General features: G+C 69.2%; 29 protein-coding genes. 5 read left to right on the top strand and 24 right to left on the bottom strand.

The window, feature by feature from the left end:
* Position 1 precedes the first annotated feature (1 nt).
* Positions 2-1,423 (bottom strand): AAA family ATPase, encoded by a 1,422-nt coding sequence (locus LBN7_RS10815; RefSeq protein WP_341947809.1) that lies wholly within the window; start codon positions 1,421-1,423, stop codon positions 2-4.
* Positions 1,424-1,538: 115 nt separating this feature from the next.
* Between LBN7_RS10815 and LBN7_RS10810 the strand changes: the two genes are divergently transcribed.
* Positions 1,539-2,609: a hypothetical protein gene (locus tag LBN7_RS10810; protein WP_341947150.1), complete on the top strand. Its 1,071-nt coding sequence runs from the start codon at positions 1,539-1,541 to the stop codon at positions 2,607-2,609.
* Positions 2,610-2,615: 6 nt separating this feature from the next.
* Here the strand turns inward: LBN7_RS10810 and LBN7_RS10805 are convergent, their stop codons facing one another.
* The 3 genes from LBN7_RS10805 to LBN7_RS10795 all read right to left on the bottom strand — a co-directional run bounded on the left by LBN7_RS10805 (position 2,616) and on the right by LBN7_RS10795 (position 5,783).
* Positions 2,616-4,628, bottom strand: coding sequence for a cytochrome c oxidase assembly protein (locus tag LBN7_RS10805; RefSeq protein ID WP_407359618.1), 2,013 nt, complete (start codon positions 4,626-4,628; stop codon positions 2,616-2,618).
* A gap of 103 nt (positions 4,629-4,731) precedes the next feature.
* Positions 4,732-5,019, bottom strand: coding sequence for an HU family DNA-binding protein (locus LBN7_RS10800; RefSeq protein WP_017203554.1), 288 nt, complete (start codon positions 5,017-5,019; stop codon positions 4,732-4,734).
* 182 nt (positions 5,020-5,201) lie between these two features.
* A complete protein-coding gene (locus tag LBN7_RS10795) occupies positions 5,202-5,783 on the bottom strand; it encodes a TetR/AcrR family transcriptional regulator (protein ID WP_407359617.1) in 582 nt (193 codons plus the stop codon).
* Positions 5,784-5,945: 162 nt separating this feature from the next.
* Between LBN7_RS10795 and LBN7_RS10790 the strand changes: the two genes are divergently transcribed.
* Positions 5,946-6,773: an alpha/beta hydrolase gene (locus tag LBN7_RS10790; RefSeq protein ID WP_407359616.1), complete on the top strand. Its 828-nt coding sequence runs from the start codon at positions 5,946-5,948 to the stop codon at positions 6,771-6,773.
* A gap of 137 nt (positions 6,774-6,910) precedes the next feature.
* Here the strand turns inward: LBN7_RS10790 and LBN7_RS10785 are convergent, their stop codons facing one another.
* The 9 genes from LBN7_RS10785 to LBN7_RS10745 all read right to left on the bottom strand — a co-directional run bounded on the left by LBN7_RS10785 (position 6,911) and on the right by LBN7_RS10745 (position 13,739).
* Positions 6,911-7,627 carry an endonuclease domain-containing protein gene (locus tag LBN7_RS10785; protein WP_407359615.1) on the bottom strand — a complete coding sequence of 239 codons (717 nt, stop codon included), beginning with the start codon at positions 7,625-7,627 and terminating at the stop codon, positions 6,911-6,913.
* A 406-nt stretch (positions 7,628-8,033) separates the two neighbouring features.
* Positions 8,034-8,339: a 30S ribosomal protein S14 gene (rpsN, locus tag LBN7_RS10780; RefSeq protein ID WP_017829734.1), complete on the bottom strand. Its 306-nt coding sequence runs from the start codon at positions 8,337-8,339 to the stop codon at positions 8,034-8,036.
* Between the two features lie 3 nt (positions 8,340-8,342).
* Positions 8,343-8,513 (bottom strand): 50S ribosomal protein L33, encoded by a 171-nt coding sequence (gene rpmG, locus LBN7_RS10775; RefSeq protein WP_046014935.1) that lies wholly within the window; start codon positions 8,511-8,513, stop codon positions 8,343-8,345.
* Entirely contained in the window at positions 8,513-8,749 is a 237-nt protein-coding gene (gene rpmB / locus LBN7_RS10770) for a 50S ribosomal protein L28 (protein ID WP_017203559.1), read from the bottom strand. The genes rpmG and rpmB overlap by 1 nt, the downstream gene beginning before the upstream one ends.
* Positions 8,750-8,903: 154 nt before the next feature.
* Complete coding sequence (locus LBN7_RS10765; protein ID WP_407359614.1) at positions 8,904-9,617, bottom strand: DNA-3-methyladenine glycosylase; 714 nt, start codon at positions 9,615-9,617, stop codon at positions 8,904-8,906.
* Positions 9,618-9,637: 20 nt separating this feature from the next.
* Complete coding sequence (locus tag LBN7_RS10760; protein ID WP_407359613.1) at positions 9,638-11,479, bottom strand: hypothetical protein; 1,842 nt, start codon at positions 11,477-11,479, stop codon at positions 9,638-9,640.
* The gene (locus LBN7_RS10755; protein WP_407359612.1) at positions 11,469-12,287 is read right to left on the bottom strand and encodes a TIGR03943 family putative permease subunit; all 819 of its coding nucleotides are present in this window, start codon (positions 12,285-12,287) and stop codon (positions 11,469-11,471) included. The genes LBN7_RS10760 and LBN7_RS10755 overlap by 11 nt, the downstream gene beginning before the upstream one ends.
* Complete coding sequence (locus LBN7_RS10750) at positions 12,280-13,326, bottom strand: permease (protein WP_116633537.1); 1,047 nt, start codon at positions 13,324-13,326, stop codon at positions 12,280-12,282. The genes LBN7_RS10755 and LBN7_RS10750 overlap by 8 nt, the downstream gene beginning before the upstream one ends.
* Positions 13,323-13,739 carry a Fur family transcriptional regulator gene (locus tag LBN7_RS10745; RefSeq protein WP_116633536.1) on the bottom strand — a complete coding sequence of 139 codons (417 nt, stop codon included), beginning with the start codon at positions 13,737-13,739 and terminating at the stop codon, positions 13,323-13,325. The genes LBN7_RS10750 and LBN7_RS10745 overlap by 4 nt, the downstream gene beginning before the upstream one ends.
* A 118-nt stretch (positions 13,740-13,857) precedes the next feature.
* Here LBN7_RS10745 and LBN7_RS10740 point away from each other — a divergent pair, with 118 nt between their 5' ends.
* Positions 13,858-15,159 carry an ATP-binding protein gene (locus LBN7_RS10740; protein ID WP_116633535.1) on the top strand — a complete coding sequence of 434 codons (1,302 nt, stop codon included), beginning with the start codon at positions 13,858-13,860 and terminating at the stop codon, positions 15,157-15,159.
* Positions 15,160-15,194: 35 nt separating this feature from the next.
* Here the strand turns inward: LBN7_RS10740 and LBN7_RS10735 are convergent, their stop codons facing one another.
* The 5 genes from LBN7_RS10735 to LBN7_RS10715 form a co-directional block, all read right to left on the bottom strand.
* Entirely contained in the window at positions 15,195-15,557 is a 363-nt protein-coding gene (locus LBN7_RS10735; protein WP_407359611.1) for a DUF5615 family PIN-like protein, read from the bottom strand.
* Entirely contained in the window at positions 15,544-15,837 is a 294-nt protein-coding gene (locus tag LBN7_RS10730; RefSeq protein WP_407359610.1) for a hypothetical protein, read from the bottom strand. Before LBN7_RS10730 ends, LBN7_RS10735 begins: the two co-directional genes overlap by 14 nt.
* Positions 15,838-16,031: 194 nt before the next feature.
* Complete coding sequence (locus LBN7_RS10725) at positions 16,032-16,880, bottom strand: metal ABC transporter permease (RefSeq protein WP_341947808.1); 849 nt, start codon at positions 16,878-16,880, stop codon at positions 16,032-16,034.
* A gap of 23 nt (positions 16,881-16,903) precedes the next feature.
* Positions 16,904-17,758 carry a metal ABC transporter ATP-binding protein gene (locus tag LBN7_RS10720; protein ID WP_116633532.1) on the bottom strand — a complete coding sequence of 285 codons (855 nt, stop codon included), beginning with the start codon at positions 17,756-17,758 and terminating at the stop codon, positions 16,904-16,906.
* Positions 17,755-18,738, bottom strand: a complete 984-nt coding sequence (locus tag LBN7_RS10715) for a metal ABC transporter solute-binding protein, Zn/Mn family (RefSeq protein WP_407359609.1) — start codon at positions 18,736-18,738, stop codon at positions 17,755-17,757. The genes LBN7_RS10720 and LBN7_RS10715 overlap by 4 nt, the downstream gene beginning before the upstream one ends.
* A 135-nt stretch (positions 18,739-18,873) precedes the next feature.
* On the opposite strand from LBN7_RS10715, the gene LBN7_RS10710 reads away from it, so the two are divergent.
* Positions 18,874-19,758, top strand: coding sequence for a CPBP family intramembrane glutamic endopeptidase (locus tag LBN7_RS10710; protein WP_341947137.1), 885 nt, complete (start codon positions 18,874-18,876; stop codon positions 19,756-19,758).
* A gap of 45 nt (positions 19,759-19,803) precedes the next feature.
* Here the strand turns inward: LBN7_RS10710 and LBN7_RS10705 are convergent, their stop codons facing one another.
* From LBN7_RS10705 to LBN7_RS10690, 4 genes are all read right to left on the bottom strand, one after another.
* A complete protein-coding gene (locus LBN7_RS10705; protein WP_341947136.1) occupies positions 19,804-21,486 on the bottom strand; it encodes a glycoside hydrolase family 13 protein in 1,683 nt (560 codons plus the stop codon).
* A gap of 68 nt (positions 21,487-21,554) precedes the next feature.
* A complete protein-coding gene (locus LBN7_RS10700; RefSeq protein WP_341947135.1) occupies positions 21,555-22,430 on the bottom strand; it encodes a carbohydrate ABC transporter permease in 876 nt (291 codons plus the stop codon).
* Positions 22,430-23,401 carry a sugar ABC transporter permease gene (locus LBN7_RS10695; protein ID WP_341947133.1) on the bottom strand — a complete coding sequence of 324 codons (972 nt, stop codon included), beginning with the start codon at positions 23,399-23,401 and terminating at the stop codon, positions 22,430-22,432. The genes LBN7_RS10700 and LBN7_RS10695 overlap by 1 nt, the downstream gene beginning before the upstream one ends.
* Positions 23,398-24,744, bottom strand: a complete 1,347-nt coding sequence (locus LBN7_RS10690; RefSeq protein ID WP_407359608.1) for an ABC transporter substrate-binding protein — start codon at positions 24,742-24,744, stop codon at positions 23,398-23,400. The genes LBN7_RS10695 and LBN7_RS10690 overlap by 4 nt, the downstream gene beginning before the upstream one ends.
* 100 nt (positions 24,745-24,844) lie before the next feature.
* Between LBN7_RS10690 and LBN7_RS10685 the strand changes: the two genes are divergently transcribed.
* On the top strand, positions 24,845-26,065 hold the full coding sequence (locus tag LBN7_RS10685) for an ROK family protein (RefSeq protein ID WP_407359607.1): 1,221 nt from the start codon (positions 24,845-24,847) through the stop codon (positions 26,063-26,065).
* A 19-nt stretch (positions 26,066-26,084) separates the two neighbouring features.
* Here LBN7_RS10685 and LBN7_RS10680 read toward each other — a convergent pair whose 3' ends face one another.
* Both LBN7_RS10680 and LBN7_RS10675 read right to left on the bottom strand, forming a co-directional pair.
* A complete protein-coding gene (locus LBN7_RS10680) occupies positions 26,085-26,258 on the bottom strand; it encodes a hypothetical protein (RefSeq protein ID WP_165807966.1) in 174 nt (57 codons plus the stop codon).
* A gap of 107 nt (positions 26,259-26,365) precedes the next feature.
* On the bottom strand, positions 26,366-26,533 hold the full coding sequence (locus tag LBN7_RS10675; RefSeq protein WP_165807965.1) for a hypothetical protein: 168 nt from the start codon (positions 26,531-26,533) through the stop codon (positions 26,366-26,368).
* Between the last annotated feature and the right edge of the window lie 114 nt (positions 26,534-26,647).

The raw sequence follows: 26,647 nt of genomic DNA, 5'->3' as shown, positions 1-26,647 counted from the left end.
GTCAGGCCGTCGGCAGCTCCGGCGTCGACTTCGCGAGCCATGCCTCGCGCATGAACCGCCGCACGTCCTCGTCGACCCGGATGTCGGTGGGGCGCAGCGCCCGCGAAAGGTACAGGCCGTCCAGCGACGTCAGACGACTGAGCGCGACATAGGTCTGGCCGGGAGCGAACGCTCCGGAACCCAGGTCGATGATCGCGCGCTCGTAGGTCTTCCCCTGCGACTTGTGGATCGTGACGGCCCACGCGAGGCGCAGCGGGAACTGCGTGAACTCGGCCACCACGTCACGGGACAGCTTCTTGGTGCTCTGGTCGTACGCGTAGCGGAATCGCTCCCAGACCGCGGGCTCGACGTCGACCTCCTCGCCGTCGATGTCGACGCGCACGGCACCGCCGAGGATGCGGATCACCGTGCCGATCGTGCCGTTCACCCACCGCGGGGGCTCGCCGGACATCGCCGTGTCGTTGCGGAGGAACATCACCTGCGCGCCGACCTTGAGCTTCAGCTCCGACTCCGCCGGCAGCGAGGCCTCGCCCCGGCCGAAGTCGCCGCTGACCTCGGCGCGCGCCGTCTGCTCCTTCCCGGGCAGGGCGTTCAGGTGCTGACTGTTGATCTTGTTCACGATGTCGTTGCGGGTCGCGAGCGTGATCATCGGCACCTCGCCGGGCTCGGGATCCGGCGGCGTGCGGGCCCCCTGGGCGTTGAGCACTCCGGCGATCTCGGCCGTCACCCGCCCGTACCGCACCGCGTTGAGCATCGCCTTGAATCCGTCATCGGACTGCCGATGGATCTGCACCAGCTCGCGCACGTGCAGCTCGGCTCTGGTGTCGACCTCGAACAGGCCGGCCTGGTCCGACGAACCGTAGCCGTGCGCCTCGGCCCGCGTGCCCGAAGCGGTCCACGGCCCCGCCCAGACCTTCGCGTCGAAGAACCAGAACGAACGGTAGTGATCCTGCACATAGCGGGCCTCGTCACCGCGCGGCGGCACCGGAGCCAGCTGGTAGGGGTCGCCGAACATCACCACCTGCACGCCGCCGAAGGGCTCACCGCGCCGACCCCGCGCCTGACGCAGCGAACGGTCGATCGCATCCATCAGATCGGCGTTGACCATCGATATCTCATCGATCACCAGGGTCTCGATGGCGTTGAGGATGCGGCGCGTGGCATCGTTCTGGTCGATGTCGGCGTCGCCGATGAGCCCGATCGGCAGGCGGAAGAGGGAGTGGATCGTCTGCCCCTCCACGTTCAGCGCGGCGACGCCGGTCGGGGCGCAGATCGCGATCTGCTTCTTCGTGTTCCAGGCGAAGTGCTGCAGGAGCGTCGACTTCCCGGTGCCGGCGCGGCCGGTGATGAAGACGTGCTCGCCGGTGTCCTCGATGAGCCGGAACAGCTCTTGCTGCTCCTCGGACAGGGCGGGAAGGGACACGGTTCTCACAGGGGCAGCGGACGGACACGGGGCGCCCACCCATGCTACGTCCCGGCATCCGCCCGGAGTCGCCGACGCTCGGCGTCGTCCCAGGACGCCCTTCTAGACTGACGCCATGCAGCAGGTCGACACCGCGGTGCCCCGGCGCGCCCGTCTCGGTGCCGATCTGACGATGCTCGCGCTCGTCGGCGTGCTTCTCCTCGCCGCCCTCGGCGCCGGCGGCGCGACGCTCTACCAGCAGTTCTACGGCCCCTCGGCGTTCGTGACCCGCTACCTCGACCTCCTCGCCGCCGGTCGCGCCGCGGACGCCCTGCGCATCCCCGGCGTCGCCGTCGACCGCGAGACGCTCGATGCGGCGGGCATCGACGCCGCGGCATCCGAGGCGATGCTCCGTCATGCCGCGCTCGCACCGCTGACCGATGTCGAGATCGAGTCGGAGGAGCCCGCCGACGGCAAGACGGCCGTGACCGTCAGCTACAAGGCCGGCGGCCATGCGGGCACCACCACGTTCCTCGTCGAGCAGGACGGCTGGGCAGGAGTCACCCCCGACTGGCGCTTCACCACCAGCCCGCTGGCTGTCGTGGACCTCACGGTCCTGGGAGCCGACCGCTTCGCGGTGAACGGCTTCGAGGTCGATCGCCGTCAGGTGTCGGCCGCCGGAGCGGACGCGACCGCGATCGACCCGCTGCCCCTCCTGGTCTTCACGCCCGGCCTGTACTCGGTCACGGTCGACACCCCCATCGCGCAGGCCTCCGGCACCGGGGTGCTGGCCGACACGCCTCTGGCGATCACGCCGCTCGACGTGCAGACGACGCCGACCGAGGAGTTCGTCGGCGTCGTGCAGCAGCGCGTCGAGGAGTTCCTGACACAGTGCACGACGCAGCAGGTGCTGATGCCGGCCGCGTGCCCGTTCGGCCTGGAGGTCCGCGACCGCATCGCCTCCCCGCCGCAGTGGTCGATCAGCGCCCAGCCGCAGGTCACGGTCGCACCGGACGGCGGCAACTGGCAGATCCCGACGACGGATGCCGTGGCCCACGTCGAGGTCGAGATCCAGTCGCTGTTCGACGGTTCCATCGAGCCGGTGTCCGAGGACGTGCCCTTCCAGGTCAACGGCACGATCACGATCCTGCCGGACGGGTCCGCGTCGATCCGGGTCGGCTCCCCGGGCGAACCCATCGCCGACTGAGCGGGCCTATCGGCGCTCGCGCTCCGCGTCCCGCAGGTCGCGCTCGGCGAGGGCGGCGAGCTTGGCGTTGTACTCCTCGAGCTCGGCGTCGCCGGTGCGGTCGGCATGCCGATCGTTCCGGCGCTGCAGCTTCGTGTCGCTGCGGCTCCACTGGATCGCGACCGTGATGGCGAGGATCAGCGTGGGGATCTCGCCGATGGACCAAGCGATGCCGCCGCCGACGTACTGATCGGCCAGCGGGTCGACGCCCCAGTCGCGGCCCATCGAACCGAACCAGTCGGCGACCATGAGCCCCTCCTGCATCATGATCGCGATGCCGAAGAACGCGTGCATGGCCATGACGGCGATGAGCGTGATGAGGCGTCCGGGGTACGGCAGCCGGTACGGCACGGGATCGGCGCCGATCAGGCTCATCACGAAGAGGTAGCCGGACAGGAGGAAGTGGATGACCATCCACTCGTGTCCGAGATGCTCGTACATCGACCAGCGCACGAGGTCGGTGAAGTAGAACGCCCACAGCGACAGGATGAAGATCGCCGCCGCGACGAACGGATGGGTGACCACCCGGGCGAAGGGCGAATGCACGGCCCACATGATCCACTCGCGGCCGCCGCGGGTGCCGTCGTCGCGCTTGCGCACGGCACGCAGCGCCAGCGTGATCGGGGCGCCGGAGACGAGCAGCAGGGGGATCGCCATCGACAGCATCATGTGCCCGAGCATGTGCACGCTGAAGAGGTACTCCTGGTAGGCGTTGATCGGTCCGCCCGTGACCCAGACGAGCATCAGCATGCCGAGCACCCAGAACACGGTCCGGTAGATCGGCCAGCGATCGCCGCGGCGGTGCAGGCGGATCACACCCGCGAGGTAGAGGAACAGGCCGAATCCTGCGGCGACCAGCCAGAGCACGTCGATGTTCCACGCGGTGAACCAGCGCTCGAGGGTGAGCTCCGGCGGGAGCTTGGCGCCTGTCAGGATCTCGGCCGGCGTCTGGGCGAACGCGGCGGTCTCCCCGGTCGGCGGCGGCGTGCGCGCGAGCGCGGCTGCGGCACCGGAGGCCAGCCCCATCAGCGCGACCTCGCCGAGCACCAGCATCCAGAACCAGCGCGTGGCGCGCTCCCCCTCGAGCTTCGGGATGAGGCGCGTGCGATACCAGGCGCCGAGCAGCCCCATGCCGACGAGCAGCGCGACCTTCGCGAGCACGATCGCGCCGTAGGGAGTGGCCCACAGGGCGTCCCAGCTGCCGACGGCGACGATCGAGCGGGTGACACCCGACACGGCGACGACGGCGAACGCGGCGATCGCGAGCGAGGAGTACCGCGCCACCAGCTGTGGGGTGTCGACGTCGGTGCGTCCGCGCAGCAGCACGAGCAGCAGCAGCCCGCCGAGCCAGACCGCCGCGGCGATCATGTGCAGCAGGATCGAGTTCACCGCGACGTTGTGGCCGGCGAGATCTCCCGCGTGGCCCTGCGTCGCGAGCGGCAGGAAGGATGCCGCGGCGAGGAGCGCCGTGATGAGCGTCGGCGTCCAGGTGCGCCAGGCGAACGCGAGCACCGTGATGACCGCACCGAAGATCGTGGTGATCAACCATGACTGCCCGAGCGGCAGGTCGAGAAGGAACCGGCCGAGCTGCGCGCCGAACTCGCGTTCGATGCTGAGCTTGGGGTTGAACGCCGCCATGAACGCGAGGAATCCGGCCAGCCCCGATGCGACAGTGAAGACCGCGGCGCCGATCGAGGCGATGTTCAGCGCGGCGTCGAAGGCCCGCTCCCCCGCCCGCAGCGCGAAGAGCGCGAGCACCAGAGACCCGAGCATCGCGGCACCGGCGATGTTCATCACGAGCTTGGCGATCGGCGTGCCCCAGAGCACGAAGGGCCCGGGGTCCTGCAGCAGCGGAGGTTTCGCTCCGCCGCCGAGCGCGAGGGCGATCACCGTGGCGATGACGGCTGCGACGAGGAGGATCGCGATCCCGGCGAGTCGATACGCCGAGGACCGGGTGGTCGTCTCGGTGCCGGAAGTCACCCCTCCAGCCTAAGCCGCGGCATCCGTCCTGGCTGACCGCCGTCGGCAGACGCAGAAGGCCGCCACCCGAGTGGGGCGGCGGCCTTCGTGAAGGTGCGTCGAATTACTTGACGGCAGCCTTGAGCTTGGAGCCAGCGGTCACCTTGACGCGCTTACCGGCCGGGATCTTGATCTCGGCGCCGGTCTGCGGGTTGCGGCCCGTGCGTGCGGCCGTGTCGACCTGCTCGAACGAGATCCAGCCCGGGATCGAGACCTTGCTGCCCTTGGCAACGGCGTCGGAGACCGTGGCGAACAGCGAGTCGAGGACACCGGAGACGGTGGCCTGGCTCTGGCCCGTGGCGCTTGCGATGCTCGCGACGAGCTCGGTCTTGGTGATGGACTTGTCAGCCATGTCACTCCTCCAGCGACGAGATCCCGTCGCATCGTTGTGGGTTCGGAGCGGATGCTCCTGGTCTTGCGACCGCCTCGAATGTATCAACGACCGCCCACATTTCCGCGTCATTTCGCGGGTTTTGGGCAATTACTGGGCGTGTCGCACCACTTTGGTCACTCCAGTCACACGTTTCAGGCCGTTCACGCCCGCCGGTGCGCGTCGATCACCGACCGCGCGGTGCGCTCGAACGCCGGCGTCACGCGGTCGTCGCCGTCGAGATAGCCGCCGACGAGGGCGGCATCCCGCAGCAGGACGAGCGATGCGGCGACGTCGGCCGGACGCGTGAGACCCGCCCCCTCGGCCACGGCCTGGAGCGTCGCCCGGAACCACTCCCGGTGCTCGCCGATGAGCCGGCGCACGGCGCCCGCGGCATCGGGGTACTCGGCTGCCGCGTTGATGAACGGGCATCCGCGCGTGTGGCGGTGGCGGATGTCGGCGGCGATGCCGTCGATCACGGCGGTCAGCAGGTCATCGGGATCGGCGACGGCCGCTCCGGCATCCGCGAACATGCTTCGGAGCGCCTCGTCCTCGCCCGCGAGGTACGCGAGCACGAGATTCTCCTTGCCGCCGAACTGCTTGTAGAGGGTGGCGCGCGTCACCGCGGCCTCCTCGATCACGCGATCGACGCCCACCGCATGGATGCCCTCCTCGTAGAAGAGGCGGGTGGCGGCGTCGATCAATCGGGCGCGGGCGGGACTGGGGCGCTTCGTGGTGGTGTTCATGATCTCTCTCCTCTCATCGTCGCATCCGATCCACCGCATCCGCCCCTCGAATCCGATCGCGGAAAAGAAGTTTGTCCAAGGGGTTGCGGTAGATAGAACGTTCGGTCTACTATCACTGTACAGCCACCGCAGAGGGCGGGGCCGCAGACAGGAGAAGAAATCATGAACAGCACCGACAAGACCCCGATCGTCCTGATCCACGGACTGTGGATGACGCCGAAGAGCTGGGACACCTGGGCAGAGCGCTTCCGCGCGAAGGGCCACGAGGTCATCGTTCCCGGGTGGCCCGGCATCGACGACCGCACGGTCGAGGACATCCGTCGCAACCCGGCAGCTCTCAAGGGCATCGGCCTGAAGCAGATCGCCGACCACTACGAGCGCATCATCCGCGCCCTCCCGGCCAAGCCGATCATCATGGGCCACTTGTTCGGCGGAGTGATCACCCAGATGCTCGCCGATCGCGGACTCGGCGTCGCGTACGTCGGCGTCGCACCGGGGCAGACGGCCGGCGTCACGGCGCTCCCCCTCTCCACTCTGTGGACCGGCACGCCGATCCTCTCGAACCCCTTCGGACGCAACGGCGCGAAGCCGCTGTCGAAGCGCCACTTCCACTTCACGTTCGGCAACGACCTGCCCCGCGCGGCATCCGACGCCCTGTGGGAGGAGTACGCGGTGAACTCGTACAACCGGGTCTTCTTCGAGGGCGTCACCTCGGTGCTCAACGAGAAGGGCGGCGTGACCCACGTCGACTACAGCCGCGCCGACCGCGCCCCGCTGCTCCTGATCGCCGGAGAGATCGACCACGTCGTGCCGCCGGCCATCGTACGGGCGATCGAGAAGAAGTACCTCTCCACCGGCAGCGCAGCGATCGTCGAGCGCAAGGAGTACGCCGGCCGCACGCACCGGCTCGTCAGCCAGGACGGCTGGGAGCAGATCGCCGACGAGGCCCTCGCCTGGGCCGAGGCGCACGCGACGGCATCCGTCGCCTGATGCCCGGGCGCTGCGCGCCGCGCGCTTCCCGCACCTTGTCGGGCGGAGATCTCATCGATGGGCGGAGGTTTGCGAATGCATCCTCCGCCCATCGGCGAGATCTCCGCCCGACTGTGTGTGAGGCGCTCGCGAACGCATCAGGCTGCACGGTGAAGCCGCTGCCCGATGGCGGCGAGGATGGTCCGCTGCACCCACGGCCACTGATTCATGAGCTGGTCGTAGCCGATGCGGATCACGTGATAACCATGCAGCGTCAACAGAGCATCGTGCGCGATGTCACTGGAGCGCTGCGCGCCGACGTGATGACCTCCGTCGACCTGGACTATGAGGCGCTCGCCGATCAGGAAGTCCACCCGGTGTCCCAGAATCCACACCTGCGGGGTGATCGCCAGGTCGAGCCAGGCGAGCCGCGTGAGGAAGATCGTCTCGGTGCCCGAGTCGGCGAACGGTCGCGCTTCCTCGACCAGCCGACGGGCGATGGGCGGCAACGGGGCTCGCTCGAGCTCCGCTGGATCGACCAGCCTCTGCCTGAAGGCCGACTCCCATGTCGCCAAGGCGCTCTCGTACGGTTGGCACCGGGCAAGGATCACCAACGCGTTCTCGAGCGAGTCCTCGCAGGAATCCGGATCGCGAGGGAAGGTCGGCGTGTTCCAATGGATGACTCCGCGCGCAGCCGACGCGTGGCCTGACCGCGGTGGCGCCGCGAGATGGGGCTGCGAATCGTCGAGCACCCACAGCCCCTTGCGAGCGGCGAGCGTCACGCAGCTGAGCACGACCCCCCGTCGTGCCGCGGCCACCAGCATCCCATCGGCTCCGCGCAACGCGACCCAGCCCCGGCACACCGAGAAGATCACCCCTCGTTCTCGCGCTCGACGCAGATCGTGATCGCTGACGCCGACTCGCCGAAGCGTTCTGACTCTCGCTACCCCATCGCGCGCCCGCAGCGCAGATATCGGATCCATGAGTGCCGATATTGCCCGGCGTGCGCATCTCCTGCGGAGCTTCGCCCGTCGCTCCGCGGAGCATGTGCAGAGCTGAGTGACAGCGCCCACTGTGGACGAGAAGTCGGAGGCTCACCGTCGGGAGGAAGACACCGCGTCAGGCGGAACCTGCCGCCTCGATCTTCAGCCCGAGGTTGCGAAGTCAGCCCGACACCGCGCCGCTGCGCGCGGATGCGGATGCGGATGCCGCAGGGGCCTGACCCCGGACGCGCGAAAAGGGGCGAGGATCCGAAGATCCTCGCCCCTTTTCAGCGGGTGCTTACCAGCTCGACTTGGTCACGCCGGGCAGCTCGCCACGGTGTGCCATGTCACGGAAGCGGACACGCGAGATGCCGAACTTCGTGAGGACACCGCGGGGGCGGCCGTCGATGACGTCGCGCGAACGCACGCGAGCAGGCGACGCGTTGCGCGGCAGCTTCTGCAGGCCGACGCGTGCGGCCTCGCGGGCCTCGTCGGTGGCGTTCGGGTCGACCAGGGTCTTCTTCAGCTCGGCGCGACGCTCGGCGTAACGCTCCACGATGACCTTGCGCTGCTCGTTGCGAGCGATCTTGCTCTTCTTAGCCATTGATCAACGCTCCTCTCGGAATTCGACGTGCTTGCGGACGACCGGGTCGTACTTCTTCAGCACGAGGCGGTCGGGGGTGTTGCGGCGGTTCTTCTTGGTCACGTACGTGTAACCCGTACCCGCCGTCGAACGCAGCTTGATGATCGGACGGACGTCCTGAGCCTTCTTGGCCATTAGAGCTTCACACCCTTCGCCTGGAGGTCCTTGACCACGTTCTCGATGCCGCGGACGTCGATCACCTTGATGCCCTTGGCGGACACGTTGAGCGTGATCTTACGGCCGAGCGACGGCACGAAATAGGTCTTCTTCTGCACGTTCGGGTCGAAGCGGCGCTTCGTCCGGCGGTGCGAGTGCGAGACGTTGTGACCGAAACCGGGAACAGCTCCGGTCACCTGGCACACTGCTGCCATGATGGTGACTCCTTCTCTACCGTGGGGCCGGACGGCCCCACCCAAGATCCCTTGTCTGCACGCCGCGGGCCCTTCGACTCCTTCGACAAGCTCAGGAACCGAGAAAACCCAACCGGCACGCGAACTGCGCACAGGAGTGTGCGCAGACAAAGAGTCAGTCTAGCACGCCGGAAGAGGCCGCCTGCGCCCCGCGTCCCCAGCGGAACGGCGACACCGTCGGATCCCCGTCGAGCCAGAACCGCCACGGGAAGGCGTCCGTTCCGGCGACGCCGGCCACGCCGACACGAGGGCCGGTGGCGATGTTGGTGCGGCGCTCCGCGAGCCACAGCTCCGCCCGCGCGCCGTGCTGTTCCTCGCCCGTGATCGCGTCGATCCCGTCATGCAGCGGATGCCGAAGGCCCACGGCCTGCCCGAGCCGACCGGGTCCTCGCGCGAGATCGCGCAGCGCCGTGCGTCCGAGCGGCAGTGTCGCGCCACGGCGCCGGGCTGCGGCATCCGTCCCGAAGACGACCTCGCCGGCGCGGAGCAGCACCCCGTCGCCCTGCCCCTCGGGACCGGCGACGACGTTGACGCAGGAATGGATGCCGTGACTCAGGTACACGTACAGATGCCCGGGTTCGCCCCACATCGTGGCGTTGCGCGCCGTCCGCCCCATCCGGGCATGGGATCCCGGGTCCGCGAAGTCGCCCGTGCCCTGCCCGTGATAGGCCTCGACCTCGGTGATGCGCAGCCGCACCTCGACGGGGCCGGCATCGGGTGCCGTGAGCACCGTGCGCAGCTCCGCGTCGAGCAGACGAGGCGCGACATCGACCGCCGAGCCGCTCAGCTCCGCGCGCGTGGCGCGACGCCGCGCATCGTGGTCGGTCATCTCAGAGCCGCGAGCCCATCTCAGAACCGCGGGGCCGTCTGGCACCAGGAGGCGTCGAAGCCCGTGAGAGCGACGAGCTCCTTGCCGGAATCCATGTCGATGAGGTGCGTCTCGACGTTCTCGGGCAGCGGCAGGAGCATCCCGTCGTACGGGTTGTTCGCCATGTCGGCGGCGAGGGCCACCGCGGCGTACTGTCCGCTCGGCGATGCGCAGGCCTGGAGGATCCGGTCGGACGAGCCGACCTCGACCAGCGGCGTCGCCGTGCCGTCCTCGTCCACGCGGATGACCGCCTGCCCCACCGGGATGCCGTTCGCGTCGCGCTGCACGACATGGCGGAGAGTGCCGCCGGGGAAGGGGGTGATCGAGGTCGCCGTGCCGTAGTCGGGATCGGATGCCGCGAGCGGCGCCTCCGACCCGTCGGCGAGGTTGATCTCCACCACGGAGCCGTCGACGCGCTCCACGATCGCGGTGTACGTTCCGCGGGAGATCCCCTGGATCGTGGACGCGAGTCCCAGCGACTGCACTCCCGCGTCGGTCGAACGGTCGACGAGCGACAGCGCACCGTCGAAGTCGATGAACAGCACGGCGGCGCTGTCGGGGACGAACTGCCAGACGAAGACGCTCGCCTCGGCGTCGCCGACCTCGATGATCTGCGGATCGTCGTCCCCGCTCAGCGACTGGGTGACGAGCACGCTGGCACGACCCTCGGTGTCGCTGAGCTCGCGGTCCGAGTAGCTGTAGCCGACGAGCCCGCCGCGCTCGGAGACCTGGATCGCCCCGACGAATCCCACGCCGGGGAGTTTCAGCTCGCGCTCGTCCGTGCCGTCGCGGTCCATCACGAGCAGCCGGGAGCCGTCGTCTTCCGCGACGGAGACGACCAGCTGGGTCGACGTCGCCCGGAAGTCGTTGATCTCCTCGTGCGAGAACACGGGCACCGCGTTCTCGCCGCTGAGGTCGGTGCGGAAGATGGTGTCATCGCCGGAGGCGTCGCGCCGGAGCAGGAAGATGTTCGAGGCCGGGGTCGTGAACGTCGTGCGGAGGTCGGTCGACGGCCCGCCGCCCCTTCCCGCGACATCGGCGACGCGCACCGTGTACTTCGTCGACTCGTCGAGCGGCACGGTGAAGCGGATGCCGACTCCGCGGCCGGACGCGTCGACCGTGAACGGCACCGCGGGCTCGACCGTGACCTGTTCGGGGTCGATGTCGGCGAGCGCCTGGTTCGCGGTGATGATGACTCGACTGCCCGAGGACTCGATCGCCTGCGCCGGATCGACCTGCACCTCGGAGATGCGCGGTCCCTGCAGGAGGCTGACGATGCCGAGGCCGGTTCCGACCAGCACCAGCACGCCGAGGACGGCGCCGAGGGCGATGAGGAAGCGGCGCGGGTTCCGCACGGGCCCGCGAGGGACCGACGTCGCGGTGTCGACCGGCGTCAGCCCGGCCAGCACCGACTCGGGGGCGACGGGAACCGCGGAAACCGCATCCCTCTCGAGCCCTTCACCGAGGTCGGCCGCGACAGCCGCCTCGACATCCTCCCGAGCAGCCGCCTCGACATCCTCCCGAGCCGCGGCTTCGAAGGCGGCCATCTTCCGGGCAGCGGCTTCCTGCTCGGCGATCTCGCGCTCACCGGCCAGGCGAACAGCCTCACGGGCAGCCGCCTCCCGGGCAGCCGCTTCTCGAACAGCCGCCTCGTCCGCGCCGGCATCCGGCTGGTCGGCGCTCCGTTCGGTCTGCTCCGCGGGCGCGGCCGCGCGAGTGATCCGCTCCGCCTCCGCGGCCTCTGCGGCCTCGCGGGCGGCGCGCATCTCCGCGCGCGTGCGCGGGACGGCGGGGATCTCCGGCCGCTCGTCCTCAGTACTCATACGGATCCCCCGGCTCATCGATCGCGACGACGTCGGTCGGCTCGATGTGGAGGTCGCCGTCGGCATCCGCTCTGACGGTTCCGGTGATCTCGACCCACTGGCCGGTGGGGTACTCGTCGGGGTCGACCGAGACCGGCAGGGTGGCGGTCTGCGCGTCGATCACGCAGTGCGTGATGACCAGACGGGTGAGGTTCACGCCGTCGTCGCCCGAAGCACCGGGCGTGACGAAGCCGGTGAGGGTGACCGCGGCCCCGTCGTACGCGGTCGTGTTCGTCGCGGTGGCGAAGACGCTCGCCCAGTCGCCGATGCCGAAGGTCGTGGTGTCCGCGACGCCGAGAGCGACGGTGTCGGCCCCGGCGAAGAGTGCGGTTTGCTCCCCCGCGCGCGACATCGCCAGTTCCACCGACAACGACGCCGGCGGCAGCACGAGGGCGGCGGCGACCACGCCCGTGGCGACGACTCCGCCGGTGACCGCGCCGACGGCGGCGAGGGTTCTCCGGGGCGAGGCCGCCGGTCGCGGCGCGTCATGCGCGTCGTCTGCGGCATCCGCTCCGTGCCCGTGATCGTGGCCGTGCCCGTGGTCGTGGTCGCCCTCCTCGCCGAGGGGAAGCGCGAACGACCAGAGCGCTCCGGCCAGGGTCACGACGGCCGCGGCGCACGCGAACCACACCGATTCGGGGCTGATGTAGAGGGTCAGCCGTCCGGTGATGCCGAGACCGAGCGTGACGACGGCGATGACCGCGGCCAGGCCGACGCCGAGCCAGCGCGTGCCGAGGGCCCGCGCACGAGAAACCGTCTGCTCAGACAAGGACGTTCACCCCGATCCCGATCGCGAAGGCCGCCGCCACCACGACGCCGACGATGCCGGCCAGTGTGCGTCCGGTGAACGTGGTGCGCATGAGCGCGAGCATCTTGATGTCGACGAGCGGCCCGACCAGCAGGAACGCGACCAGCGCGCCGGACGAGAACGTCGACGCGAAGGACAGGGCGAAGAACGCATCGACGTTCGAGCAGATGGCGACGGTCATCGCGAGCACCATCATCGCGACGATCGAGAGCACCGGATTCGATCCGATCGCGAGGAGCATGTCGCGCGGGATGAGCACCTGCACGGCTCCGGCGAGCGCGGATCCGATCACGAGCGCGGGCATGACGGCACGCAGCTCGACGAGGAACTGCGTGAGGCTGCGGCGCACCGGCGTGCCCGGCTCGTGCGTGACACGGTCGCACGTGTCGACGAAGCGCTGCGTCAGCAGGGAGTCGGGCGACGGATGCCGGCTGTAGATCCAGCCGATGAGATTGGCGATCAGGTACCCGCCGACGAGGCGGGCGATGAGGATGCCGCCGTCCCACCCGAATGCCGCATGGGTGGTGAGGATCACGATCGGATTGACGATCGGCGCGGCGATGAGGAACGTCAGCGCCTCGGCCGGAGCGAGCCCGCGCATCATGAGGCCGCGCGCGAACGGCACGTTGCCGCACTCGCAGACCGGGATCAGCATCCCGAGCAGCGACAGCACCGCACGACGTGCCCAGGCGCGCTTCGGCAGCCACCGGTGGATGACGTCGGCCGGGAGCCAGACCTGCACCACGATCGAGAGCAGAACGCCGAGGACCACGAACGGCAGAGCCTCGATGAGCACGCTGAGGGCGAGCGTGAGCCCGTCCTGCGCGCGGGTCGGCAGCGACGCGGGGAAGAGGGACGGCAGGAATCGGTCGACGAGGAAGAGCGCCGCGATGATCGCGACGCCGAGGCCGAGGCCTACCCACGCGGAACGCGGCGAGCGTGTCGGGCGGTGCGCGTGCGTATGCCCCGGGCGGGTCGCCGTGCCTGCCGAGGGGCTCACGCGTTCGCTGCCCGTTCGGCGTCGCGCTTGTTCGTGCAGGGCGTGCACAGTCCGAAGATGTCGACCACGTGCGCGGCTTCGGTGAACCCGTGGAGAGCGGCGGTGCGGTGCGCCCACTGCTCGACGTCCTTCGCCTCGATCTCGACCGTCAGACCGCAGGAACGGCAGATGAGGTGGTGGTGGTGGGCCTGGGTGGTGCAGGCGCGATAGAGCGCCTCGCCCTCCGGGCTCTGCAGCGAGTCCGCGTCGCCGGATGCGGCGAGTCCGGCGAGCGCGCGGTACACGGTCGCGAGTCCGATCCCGGTGTTGTCGTCACGCAGCGCGGCGTGCAGGTTCTGCGCGCTCACGAAACCGCGCGCGTCGGCGAGCGCTTCGCGCACGCGTTCGCGCTGCCAGGTGTTCCGTTGAGCCATGGGACAAGTCTAGGCGGCGGGGGTTGGCGAGGGCTGGGAGCGTCTCGTATTACGCACCCGTCTGGGTGATGGCGCACCGCGCCGGTATCGTGGCGGCATCCGAGACGAGGGAGTCCCGATGACCGGCTGGCGACTGCGCGAGTTCCACAACGACGATCTGGGCGGCATCCTCCATCTCTGGGAGGAGCTGAAGCGCTCGGGTTCCGAGCCGGTGTACGACCTCAGCGAGGTCGTCGCCTCCTGCCAGAAGGATCACGCGATCGTCGCGGTCCACGGCGACGAGGTGATCGCGGCCGTGGTGGGACGTGCGGCCCACGATCAGGGCTGGGTGGTGTTCTTCGCCATCGACGACGCCTGGCGCGATCGCGGGATCGGATCGGCGCTGCTCGCCGCGCTCGAGAAGAGCATGGCCCCGTACGGCCTGACCAAGCTGTCTGCTCTGATGCCCGAGGTCGAGACGCGTCTGGCGGCGTTCGACGCCCGGGGATTCGAGCAGAAGCATCACCTCCGCTACTTCGAGCGCCGCATCCCCGTGCAGCGGCAGGAGCTCACCTCGCTCGCCGAGCTGGGCGGCCGGCAGATGCCGCGCGACCTGTGGGAGTCGGTGTCGGGTATGCGTCGCGAGAAGGACATCCTCGAGCAGAGACTCGTGCTGCCTCTCGCCGAGCAGGATCTCGCCGAGAGCTTCGGCGTCGTGCCCCCGCGCGCGGTGGTGCTGTTCGGCCCTCCCGGCACCGGCAAGACCACGTTCGCCAAGGCCATCGCCTCGCGGCTCGAATGGTCGTTCGTCGAGGTGTTCCCCTCGCGCCTCGCGGCCGACCCGAAGGGGCTGGCGGGGGCGCTGCGCGAGACCTTCACCAAGATCTCGGAGCTCGAGCACGCGGTGGTCTTCATCGACGAGGTCGAGGAGATCGCGGCCCAGCGCTCAGGGGAGCCGCCGTCGCCGCTGCAGGGCGTGACGAACGAGCTGCTGAAGATCATCCCGGCGTTCCGCGAGCAGCCCGGCCGCCTGCTGGTGTGCGCGACGAACTTCATCCGCGCCCTCGACAGCGCGTTCCTGCGCCACGGCCGGTTCGACTACGTGATCCCGATCGGGCTGCCCGACCGTGCCGCGCGTGCCGCCATCTGGAGCCGCTACATCCCCGACATCACCCGCGATGCCGTCGACATCGACGTGCTCGTCCAGCGCACCGACGGATTCTCGCCGGCCGACATCGAGTTCGCCGCCCGCAGCGCCTCGCAGCGGGCATTCGAGGCGGCTGTCGGGTCACGGACGCCGGGCATCGCGGACGCGGCAGCGGATGCCGTCGGCCCGAGCACGCAGGACTACCTCGACGCGATCGCCGGCACGCGCACGACGGTGTCGCCGGAGACCGCCGCCCAGTTCCTCGAGGACATCGAGGCGCTCGCCCGGGTGTGAGTCGCGGCATCCGCTCCCGACCCGACGATTCGCTTTCACAACCACCACACGAAGGACGGCTCACCGCTCGACGAAGGCGGCGTCGCCGCAAAGGCGATCAGGGCCAGCCTCAGACCTTCGAGCCCATGCCGGTTTCGAGGGAAGCGCCTGTGGTGGCTGAAGACGACTCCGCCGTGCCCAGGGATGCGATGCATGGCGAGCGCAAAGGTATTCACATCCTCGGTGATCACGAGCCGATGCTCATCGGTGGCGACCTGGAGGACGGTCGTGTCGGGGGCGCCGACAAGGTCCTCCCGCTCGACGACGGCTTCTGCGTCGATGCCTCCGTCGCGAAGCGCGTCGGCCAGCCACGCCGGGTAATGCTCGTCGAGGAGAAATCGGACGTCAGGCGGCGTCAATCGCGCGGCGCCTCTCCCAGGCCGCGAGCGCCTCGTCTTGGGCAGCGCGATGCCGCTCGATCACGCCGTCGATCTCAGCGCGAAAGTCCGCCCAGTAGCTCAGAGCAGCCTCGATCGACCGCTCCGGCAACCCGAGAACGTCCACCAGCTCCGGAACCCTGCGACTCTCCGGTTCGTGCGCCAGCCATGCTTCCGCGATGGTCCATACCTCGGGTCCGTCGACAAGTCGCGCGCGCCTCTCACCGGTCTCGATCGTGACGAACCGGATGCCGGTGTGCACCTGCATCCTCAACCACTCTTCGACGGCACTGTTGATGACCCCGGACTTCGTCTGACCGGTGAGGTGCACGTATCGGGTCAGGGCCTCATGGACGGGCTCACTGAAGCGAACGTTCGTGGGAGCTACCATGCACTACAGTGTAGCAACCCGCCACACGTGTAGCGATATTCCCGCCATGCGCATGCCCGCAGCGGTCAGGCCACGCGGCGCACGCGGGCCCGGACGCGCTGCACGATCCAGCACACGACGTAGATCGTGAACGACAGGGTCGTGATGTACGGGCTCACGGGGAGCGTGCCGGCGAGGGCGAGCAGGATGCCGCCGACGGCCGAGACGAAGCCGAACAGCGCGGCGAGCAGCGGCACCGCGACGGGCCCCGCCGTGATGCGCATCGCGGCAGCGGCCGGTGTCACGAGCAGCGCCATGACGAGCAGCGCGCCGATGATGTGCACGCTGACCGCGACGATGAGTCCGAGCAGCACCATGAAGATCAGGCTGACGGCGCGGGTGGGCACTCCTCGCGCGGCGGCCGACTCCGGGTCGAGCGAGTCGAAGCGCAGCGGGTTCCACATCACGAGCAGCCCGAGCAGCACGACGATGCTGATGCCGATCAGCCAGCCGAGGTCGGGGCTCGAGACCGAGACGATCTGTCCGGTCAACAGGCTGAAGCGGTTGGCGCTGCGCCCGTCGTACAGCGAGAGGAACAGGATGCCGAGGCCGAGGCCGAACGGCATGAGCACGCCGACGATCGAGTTGCGGTCTCTCGCCTTCGCCCCGAGCACGCCGATGAGGATCGCTGCCACGAGTGCTCCGCCGAGCGATCCGGCGACGACGCTGCCGCCGAACAGGAGGGCGGCGGCCGCACCCGCGAACGACAGCTCGCTCACCCCGTGCACCGCGAACGCGAGGTCCCGCTGCATGACGAAGACGCCGATGAGGCCGCCGACGATGCCGAGCACGGCGCCGGCGATGATCGAGTTGGCGAGCAGGGCCACGAGCTCGCCGTAGTCCTGGAAGGAGAAGACGTCGCTCCAGTCGACCATCGGCACGAGGCCCGCCGACGCGATCATGCGTCTGCTCCGTGCTCGTGGTCGCCGTGGTCGTGGTGCGGCTCGGCATCCGGTACTCCGACGACGACCAGGCGATCCCCGGCGCGGAGCACGAAGACGGGTGTCCCGTAGAGGTCGGTGAGCACGCGCGTCTGCAGCACCTCTTCCGGGGTGCCGAGGAGGAAGCGCCCGCCCGCGATGTACAGGATCCGGTCGACGCGGTTGAGGATCGGGTTGATGTCGTGCGTGACGAAGAGCACCGCGGCGCCGCGCTCGCGGCGCTGCCGGTCGATGATGTCGGTCACGCCGAGCTGGTTCGCCAGGTCGAGGTTCGACAGCGGCTCGTCGCACAGGAGCAGCGACGGCTCGTCGGCGAGCGCCTGGCCGACGCGCAGCCGCTGCTGCTCGCCGCCGGAGAGCAGGCCGACGCGACGATCGGCGAAGTGCGCGGCGCCCACCGCCTCGAGGAGGCCATCGACCTTGGCCCGGTCGCCGCGGTGCGGGATCGGGAATCCGAAGCGGCTCCCCTGCACGCCGAGCGCCACCAGGTCGCGCGCCCGCATGCTCGTGTCGGGCGCGAGCGAGCGCTGCTGCGGGATGTAGCCGATGCGCGCGTTGCCGCGGTGCACGGGCTGACCCGCGACCGTGATCGTCCCCGACGACAGAGGCTGAAGACCCAGGATGCTGCGCAGCAGCGTGGTCTTGCCGGATCCCGACGGGCCGAGCACGGCGATGAACTCGCCCGGCTCCACCCTCAGGTCGAGCCCCGACCACAGCTCACGGTCCCCGCGGTGGAGGGCGGCGCCGGAGATCTCCAGCACCGGGCGGTCGCCCGAGTCGGGCCCCTGACCCTCTCGACCGGGCGCCGTCACGGCTGGACGGCGGCGGCGAGGCTCTTGATCGCGTCACGCATCCACTCAGAGTACGACGATCCGTCCTCCAGGAGCTCGGTGAAGGCCACGACCGGGATGCCGGCGTCGTTCGCGGCCGTCTCCACGCGGTCCGTCTCGGCACCGCCGGTCTGCGCGTTGGTGAGCAGCGCGGTGACCTCGCCGCTGTCGATCACGTTCAGCGCGTCCAGCAGCACGGCAGGGGCGACATCCGTGCCCTCCTCGACGGCCTCGGCGAAGCCCTCAGGGGTGACGTCGGTCAGTCCGGCGGCTGCGGCGATGTAGCCGGGGAGCGGCTCGGTCATGAAGACCTTCGCGCCGGCGGCCTCCGTCTTGATCGTCTCGAGGTCGGTCTCGAACCCCTCCAGCTCGGCGACGATCGCGTCGGCCGCGGCAGTGAAGTCGGCCTTGCCCTCGGGGTCGAGCTCCGCCAGGTCGGCCGCGATGTCCTCCACGACGTGGATCATCGTGTGCGGGTCGAACCACACGTGCTCGTTGAAGCCCTCGATGTGGTTGTGGCCCTCGTGACCCTCTTCGCCCTCGGCGTGCTCGTGGTCGTGCTCCTCCGCGTCAGCGTCGCCCTCTTCGTGGCCTTCGTTGCCGGGGAAGTCGTGCGAGAACTCGACGGCCGTGAGCACCTCGGCATCCGATCCGTCGAGCAGGTCGTCGATGAACGCGTCGTAGCCGCCGCCGTTCTCGATCACGAGGTCGGCCTTCTGCACGGTCAGGCGATCGCGGGCGGTCGCCTCGTAGGAGTGCGGGTCCTGCGTCACGGAGGTGATGATCGAGGTCACGTCGACGCGGTCGCCGCCGATCTGCGCGGCGAGCGAGCCGTAGACGTTGGTGCTCGCCACGACCTGGACCTTGCCGTCTTCGCTCCCGCCCGCGGCGGGGGTGGAGCATCCGGCGAGCGCGAGAGCGGCGACGGATGCGAGGGCGAGAGCGGCGAAGGGCTTGTGCATGCTCTCACTCTACGTGCTAATGAGAACCATTATCAACTCGGGACGGCGGTGCCGTTCACAGCCGGTCGGAGTGACGTGGAAGCCGCCTCACTAGGCTCGGGCCTTTCTCACCCCAGCCGACCTTTCGGAGTTCAGATGACCATCCCTCCCCGCACCCGCCGCTCCCCCGCCCTGCCGCTCCCCCTCGAAGGGCGTGCCCTCCGACCCACGGCGCCCCTCGCAACGGTCTATGTGCTGGTGTGGCTCATCGCCCCACTCGTCCTGCTCCTCGCGATGCCGTTCGGGGGGAAGCCTCCCGAGCCCAATGCGAGCGACGTCTTCGGGCTGCTCACCGATCAGAGGGCGCTTGCCGACTACTTCTTCGACGGCCCCGCGTACGAGGTCCTCGTGATCGTGGCGATCATCACCGTCGCCGGATGGTGGCGGGTGCTGCAGTTCGAGCCGACACCGCTGCGCCCGCGTGCGTTCGCCATCGTTCCGTGGGCGACCGCGTGCGCATTCGCCCTGACGGCGATCCTCGGCATCGCCGCGACACCGGAACCTTCGGGTTCTCTCATCGTCCTGCAGGTGATCGCCATGGGCGGCATCGTCTTCCAGGAGGAGATCGGGTGGCGCGGAGTGGTGCTCGTCGGGTTGCGCGGCTCACGCGTGCCGGAATGGGCCGTGTGGCTGATCACGTCGGCGGGATTCGCGGCGATGCACCTGCTGAACCTGATCTCGGGGGCTGACCTGCCGTCGACGCTCAGCCAGCTGCTGTTCACGTTCGTGCTCGGCACCGCCTGCTACCTCGCACGACGGGCCGGGGGTCTCTGGCTCGCGATCGCCGTGCACTTCACGAACAACTTCCTCCAGATGGCCGCGCAGGGCAGTGCCGGATCGCCGCTCTTCGGAGTGCTGAACGCCTTCGCCGCCATCGGACAGATCCTGCTCTTCCTGTCGGTGCCGGCGACGATCATCGTCCTGATCCTCGAGGCCCGACGCGCGCGCCGTGCCGCGCCGGCCGCTGTGCCAGAGGCGTGAAGGAGGGGGAGCGACTCATCACGAGCCGCTCCCCCTCTCGCGCGATCAGCCGACGAGACCCGCCGGCGCGATCCAGACCGTCGTCTCTCCCGGAACGGCCCCGTCGACGACCTCGCCCAGTACGACGTCAGCGGCATCCGCCCCGAGGTCGAACGGCTCGACGCCGAAGTTCGTCACGACCTGCCACCCGTTGGGGCGGGCGAAGCGCAGCACGTCATCGCGTCCGGTCTCGATCCACTCCAGACGTTCCTCAGCCTGCAGCACATGCCGCAGGCGCAGCGCCTCTCGGTAGAGGGAGAGCGTCGATGTCGGGTCGGCCGCCTCGACGTCGACCGCGTACTCCGCGAACCAGGAGGGCTGCGGGAGGTGCGCGTCACCCGAGCCGAAACCGAAGGAAGAGCCGGATGCCGTCCACGGCAGCGGCACGCGGCATCCGTCTCGCCCGAGTCCGTCGAACGCCTCCTCGCGCAGGAACGCCGGGTCCTGGCGCTGCTCGGGCGCGATCTGCGCGACCTCGTGCAGCCCGAGCTCCTCGCCCTGGTAGAGGTAGGTGCTGCCGGGAAGGCCGAGCAGCATCAGGGTCGCGGCGTGCGCACGGCGCAGCCCGCCCTCGCGGTCGAGCTGGTCCGACGGGCCACCCGCGGCGACCCACTCCGTGCCCTGCTTGACCGCGCGGCCGCGCAGCGACGGCAGCCCATAGCGGGTGGCGTGCCGGGTCACGTCGTGGTTCGACAGCACCCAGGTCGTCGACGAACCGCTCGCCTGCGCCTGCTCGAGGTTCTCGGTGATGACGTCGCGGAAGTCCTCGGCGACGAACTCGGCGACGAGCAGGTCGAAGTTGAACGCCTGCCCGAGCCCTTCGGCCGAGGCGTAGCGGGCGCGGCGCTCCGGGGTCTCGACCCAGGCCTCGGCGACCGCGGTGCGCGGCGGATCGTACTCGTCGAACACCGCACGCCACTCGGCGTAGATCTCGTGCACCTCGTCGCGATCGAGGAGCGGATGCCGGCCCGACGTGCGATCCATCGCATCGAGCTCGGCCTGACTCGGCAGCGGCTCGGTGAGGTCCTTCGTGAGCATGTGGGCGACGTCGATGCGGAAGCCGTCGACTCCGCGGTCCGACCAGAAGCGCAGCGTCTCGAGGAAGTCGGCGCGCACCTCCGGGTGATCCCAGTTCAGATCGGGCTGCTCCACCGCGAAGCTGTGCAGGTACCACTGCCCGTCCTCGACACGCTCCCAGGCGCTGCCGCCGAACGCCGCGCCCCAGTCCGTCGGCGGCTCGGATCCCTCGGGACCTGCCCCCTCGCGGAAGATGTAGCGCTCGCGCGCCGCCGAACCGCGGCCCGCGACGAGCGCCTCCTGGAACCACACGTGCAGATCGGAGCTGTGGTTCGGCACGATGTCGACCACGACCCGGATGCCGCGGGCATGCAGCGCCTCGACCATCGCGTCGAAGTCGTCGAGCGTTCCGAGGCGGGGATCGACGTTCCGGTAGTCGGCCACGTCGTAGCCGCCGTCGGCGAGCGCCGAGGGGTAGAACGGGCTCAGCCACACCGCGTCGATGCCGAGGTCTCTGAGGTAGTCGGCGCGGGAGACGATGCCGGGGATGTCACCCAGCCCGTCGCCGTTCGCGTCGGCGAAGCTCCGCGGATAGATCTGGTACACGGCGGCCTGCCGCCACCAGGCGGCGGAATCGGCCTTGCGGGTCTCGACGAGAAGCGCGTCGGTCATGAGGGGAGAACTCCTTCTTTCTTGTTGCGGTCGGTGGCCCTTCGACGGGCTCAGGGACCCATGGGTCGTCAGCCCTTGACGGCGCCCTGCGTGACGCCCTCCATGACGAAGCGCTGCGTGAACAGGTACGCCAGGATCGCGGGGGCCATCGCCATCAGGTACGAGGCGAAGGCGACGTTGTAGTTGTTGCTGAACTGGTTCTGGAACAGGTTCTGCCGCACCGGGAGCGTCTGCATCGCGGGGTCCGAGATGATCAGCGACGGCATCATGAAGTCGTTCCAGGCGTAGAGGAACGCGAAGATGCCGACCGTCGCACTCATCGGAGCCAGCAGCGGGAAGATCAGCCGCCAGAACGTCTGCCAGGTCGTGGCGCCGTCGATCCGCGCGCTCTCCTCGAGCTCGATCGGGATCGACCGCAGGAACGCGGTGAACAGCAGCACGCTGAAGCTCAGCTGGAACATCGTGGCCAGGATGATCACGCCGAACGGATTGTCGAGCCCGACGCGTCCCGTGAGCTGGATCTGCGGCAGCGCCACGACCGGGAACGGGATGAACATCGCCGCGAGCAGGTAGAAGAACGACCAGCGGAACAGCCTGCGGTCCCAGTTGCGCACGATCGCATAGGACGCGAACGCCGCGAGGATGATGGTCGCCGCGACCGTGCCCGCGGTGACCAGCAGCGAGATGCCGGCGCCGACCGGGAACTTCGTCAGGTTCCACGCCTCGACGAACCCGTCGATGCTGAACGGCGCGGGGAGCGAGAAGGCGTTGCCGTCGACGGCCTGCCCTGTCGTCTTGAACGCCATCGAGATGGTGACGTAGAGCGGGAGGAGAACGGTGACCGTGCACAGGATCAGGATGATCGTGCCCGACCAGTTGGGCCGCTCCATCTTGATGCGGGGCTTCTTGCCCGCGGTCTGGGTGGTGATCGTCTGCGTCGACATCAGAGTGCGTTCCTTCCGCGCGTCAGCGACAGCTGGAGGAGGGAGATGAGCACGGCGACGATGAAGAAGATGGTCGCGTTGGCCATCTGGTAGGCGTAGTCGCCGCCGTTGAAGCCCGCGATGATCGTCATGGCGACGCTGCGGGTCGAGGTGCCGGGGCCGCCGTTGGTGAGCCCGACGATGATGTCGTAGGCGTTGAGGAAGCCCTTGAAGCCGAGGATCACGTTGATCACCACGTAGCCGGCGACGAGCGGGAGCGTGATGCGCAGAAGCTGCTGCCTCTTGTTCGCGCCGTCGATGCTCGCGGCCTCGTACACCTCGCCGGGCACCGACAGGAGTCCGGCGATGTAGATCAGCAGCGTGCCGGGAACCGCCTGCCAGGCGGTCACGATCACGATCGCGATCCAGGCGAGATCCGGGTTCGCGAGCAGGCTGGTCTGCAGCCACGGGATGCCGGTGACGGCACCTGCGGCCGGGATCGAATTCGAGAACAGGAAGTTGAAGACGTAGGCGATGATGATGCCCGAGATCACCATCGGGATCACGAAGATCGTCCGCAGGCCGGTCTTGAAGCGTATGCGCGAGGTCAGGCCGACCGCGAGCAGGAAGGCGACCACGTTGACCACGATCACGGTGGCGATCGAGAAGCCGAAGGTGAACAGATAGCTCTGCAGGATCGCCGGGTCGCTGAACATCGCGATGTAGTTGGTGAGCCCGTTGAAGCTCCACTCGCCGATGCCGATCGAGTCGGTGAAGCTGAAGAAGATGCCCACCACGCCCGGCACGGTGATCGCGAGTGTGAAGAGCGCCAGGGTCGGAAGCAGGAACAGGTAGTAGATCGGCTCGACGCGCTTGGTGCGGCGACGCAGCCCGCGCGCGCCGCCGGTGATGACCGACGTCGTGTCGGTCGACGGGGCCGGAGGCTTGGTGATGCTCGGGACTGCCGGGTTCGGCAGAGCGGTGTTCGTCATGGCGTCGACTCCTCTGTCTCGCCGGATGAGGATGTCTCGCCGGATGCGGAATCCTGAGTGGTGGGTATCGGTGCGCGGAAGGCGATCCGCGCCCAGTCGGCGTCCATCGTGCGCAGCGTCGACTCGGGCGATGCGCCGAGGACCATGGCCTGCGCGTAGTTGAACATCGGGAGCGTCTTGGGCACGAGCACCGAAGGCCCCTGGTAGATCTGGCCGTTGTCGTAGTACTCGATCATCCCCTCGACCCGCGGATCGTCCGGCGCCGGTGCACCGGTCGTCGGCGTGAATCCGAGCTGCGAGGCGTTGTAGGCCTCGATGTTCTCGGGGAGGTAGAGGTACTCGAGGAAGTCCCGCGCGGCCTCCTGGTGACGAGACTCCTCGGGGATCATCGCGGCGAGGTCCATGTTGACCCGCACGCCCAGGTCCGCGGGGTCGTCGGTCATCGGCAGCGGGAAGGTGCCGAGGTCGAGGTCCGGCGCGGTCTTCTCGATCTCGCTGAAGGCCCATGGGCCCTGCAGATACATCGCCGCCTCGCCCTTGCCGAACGCGAGGTTGCCGTCGCCGTAGCCGCGGCTCGCGGCATCCGTGTTCGTGTACTCGCTCGCGAGCTGCATCATCCGGTCCATGGGCTCGGCGAAGTCCTGCTGGAAGGACACCGGGGAGTCGGGGCCGACCTCCGTGCCCTCTTCGGCGAGCGCGTCGAAGAAGTCGATCACGTCGACCGAGCCGCCGGCCGTGTAGTCGTACCAGCCCTGTGCGACGGTCCAGTCGTCCTTGAAGGTGGCGTAGAACGGGTCGATGCCCGCCTGCTTCAGCTGGTCGCACACGGCGAGCAGCTCGTCCCAGGTCTGCGGGACGTCGAGACCCTGCGCGTCGAAGATCTCCTTGTTGTAGATGACGGATGCCGCCATCACGGAGTACGGGAGTGCGCTGGTGCGGCCCTCGCAGGAGCCGTACTGGTCCATCAGAGGCTGCAGGTCGTCGCGGATGCCGGCGGCGGCATCGGTGTCGGAGAGATCGGTGAGGGCGCAGCGCTGCACGAACCGGGCGATCTCGTAGTTGTAGTTGGCGAGCATGATGTCGGGCGGGTTGCCCCGCACGAAGCTGGCGGAGACGACGTCGACACCCGAGGTGTCGATCTCGACCTTCACGTCGTCCTGCGAGGAGTTGTACTCCGCGACGAGCTCGGTCATGAACTCGATGGCCTCGCGCTTGCTGAAGGTGAAGCGGATGGTCTCCGCCCCCGAGCCGGCCGCACAGCTCGTGAGTGCGGCTCCGACCAGGGTGAGCCCGAGGGCTCCCGCGATCGTCCGCAGTGCGCGTGTTCGTTTCTCAGACACCATCGTCCTCTCGGTCCCCGTATATCCGCGTACTAAATCTAGTGAGCGAATTTACTCTGTCGAGAGGTACTCTCTCATTGGCACGACAGAAAGGTCAAGGGGCGTGACAGAAGTCTCGGCGGATCTCGGCACCGGGCGCGCAAGCGTCGGAGCGGTGCTCGACTTCGCCTGGGCGGCCGGCGAGTTCACGGCGACCGAGGTCATGGCGGGCACGTCGTTGACCCGGTCCACCGCGATCGACGCGATGGACACGCTGCTCGACGCCGAGGTGCTGCGCGAGCTCCCCAACGCCCGCGCGGTCGGCAGCTACCGCTCCGGCCGCCCCGCTCGCCGCTTCTCCCTCTCCCCCGACCTCGGCGTCGTCGTCGGCATCGACGCGGGCGACACGCATCTCGCGGTGACCGTCGCCGATCCGCTCGAGACGTCGCTCGTGCACCATCGCATCGAGGTCGACCCGACCCACTCCGCCGAAGAGCGGCGCGCGACGATCATCGAGAGTCTGCGCGCGGCGCTCGCGGAAGCCGGAGTGACCCGCGAGCAGGTCCTGGCCCTGTGCGTCGGGGTCGCCGCTCCCGTCGACCGCAACGGCATCTCACCGCCGCACCCCGACGGCTTCTGGGAGCGCACCAACCCGGGACTCGCCGATGCCCTGCGCGACTGGGCGCCGGTCGTCGAGATCAAGAACGACGCCCAGCTCGCCGCGATCGCCGAGGGCGCGGTCGGAGCCGCGATCGGATGCCGGGACTACGTCGCTCTGCTCGCCAGCGAGCGCTTCGGCGGCGGAGTCGTCGTCGACGGCCACGTCCTGCACGGGGCGCACGGCGGTGTCGGCGAGGGTGTCGTGTTCGACCACATCATCGGCGTCGGCTCGGCGTTCGGGCTCTCGTACGCCGTGCGCAACCACGCGCAGGCGGCCGTCGACGCCGGTGAGATCGATCGTGACAGCGCGGTCGGGCGCCTCGTCGCGGCGGAGCGCATCGACCCCCGACTGGTCCTGACCCTCGCCGCGTCAGGCGACGAGGACGCGATGCTCATCACCGACCGCGTCGGCGGCACGGTCGCCCGCGTCGTCGGTGTGCTCGGCAGCATGTACGACCCGGCGCGCGTCATCGTGTGCGGCGCCGTCGCCGAGAGCGTCGAGCCCGTGCTGGCCGCGGCGCGCCGCGTGCTCCCCGGGGAGCTGCACCTGCCGGCACCCGAGATCCTCGCCTCCCAGCTCGGCGCCGAGGTCGTGTCGGTCGGCGCCGTCGCGACCGCCCGCCGGGCCGCGCGCGAGCAGGCGGTGCCGAGGCTCGCGGAGCAGCGTCTCCGCATGCGCGCCTAGCCTCGGCCTCCGGCTTCCTCTACTTCCAGCCGCGGAGGACCTTCTCCTCGAGGGAGATGTTCCCACCCCCGCGCCCCTGGTCCGGGTAGGCGCCGCCGCCGGCGACCTGCTCGAGCTGCTCTTCGGTCAGCTCTGCCGCTGCCGTCTCTTCGGGGGCGGGGGCTTCCGCAGCGATCTTCTTCTCGTCGGACATGTCGTCTCCTCACGCAGGCGAGGCCTTGTGCACTCGCAGAACAAGTGTGTTCCGCCGGCGAAGCCGCCTCCATAGACGCAGGTCGCCTCCTCGGCCGCGTCGGCGCGCTAATTCCCGCCGCGGAGGGCCTTCTCGATCTCGGCTTTGTCCATGTGCCGCCCCGGAATCGGATGGCCGTTGCCGCCGGCGACCTCGGCGAGCTGCTCGTCGGTCAGTTCGGCGGACGCTGTCGCGCCGGCGCCGGCGTCGGCAGGGATCTTCTTCTCGTCGGACATGTCGTCTCCTCACGCAGGCGACGCCTCGTGCGCTCGCCGTCCCCAGTGTGATCCGCTGCCGAGGCGCTCTCCATAGACGCAGGTCGCCACCTCCGTCTGGTTTCCGCGACTCGG

It is taken from the genome of Microbacterium sp. LBN7 (assembly GCF_045690345.1).
In the GTDB taxonomy this organism is placed as follows: Bacteria; Actinomycetota; Actinomycetes; order Actinomycetales; family Microbacteriaceae; genus Microbacterium.
This window is presented reverse-complemented; position numbering and strand designations above follow the sequence as displayed.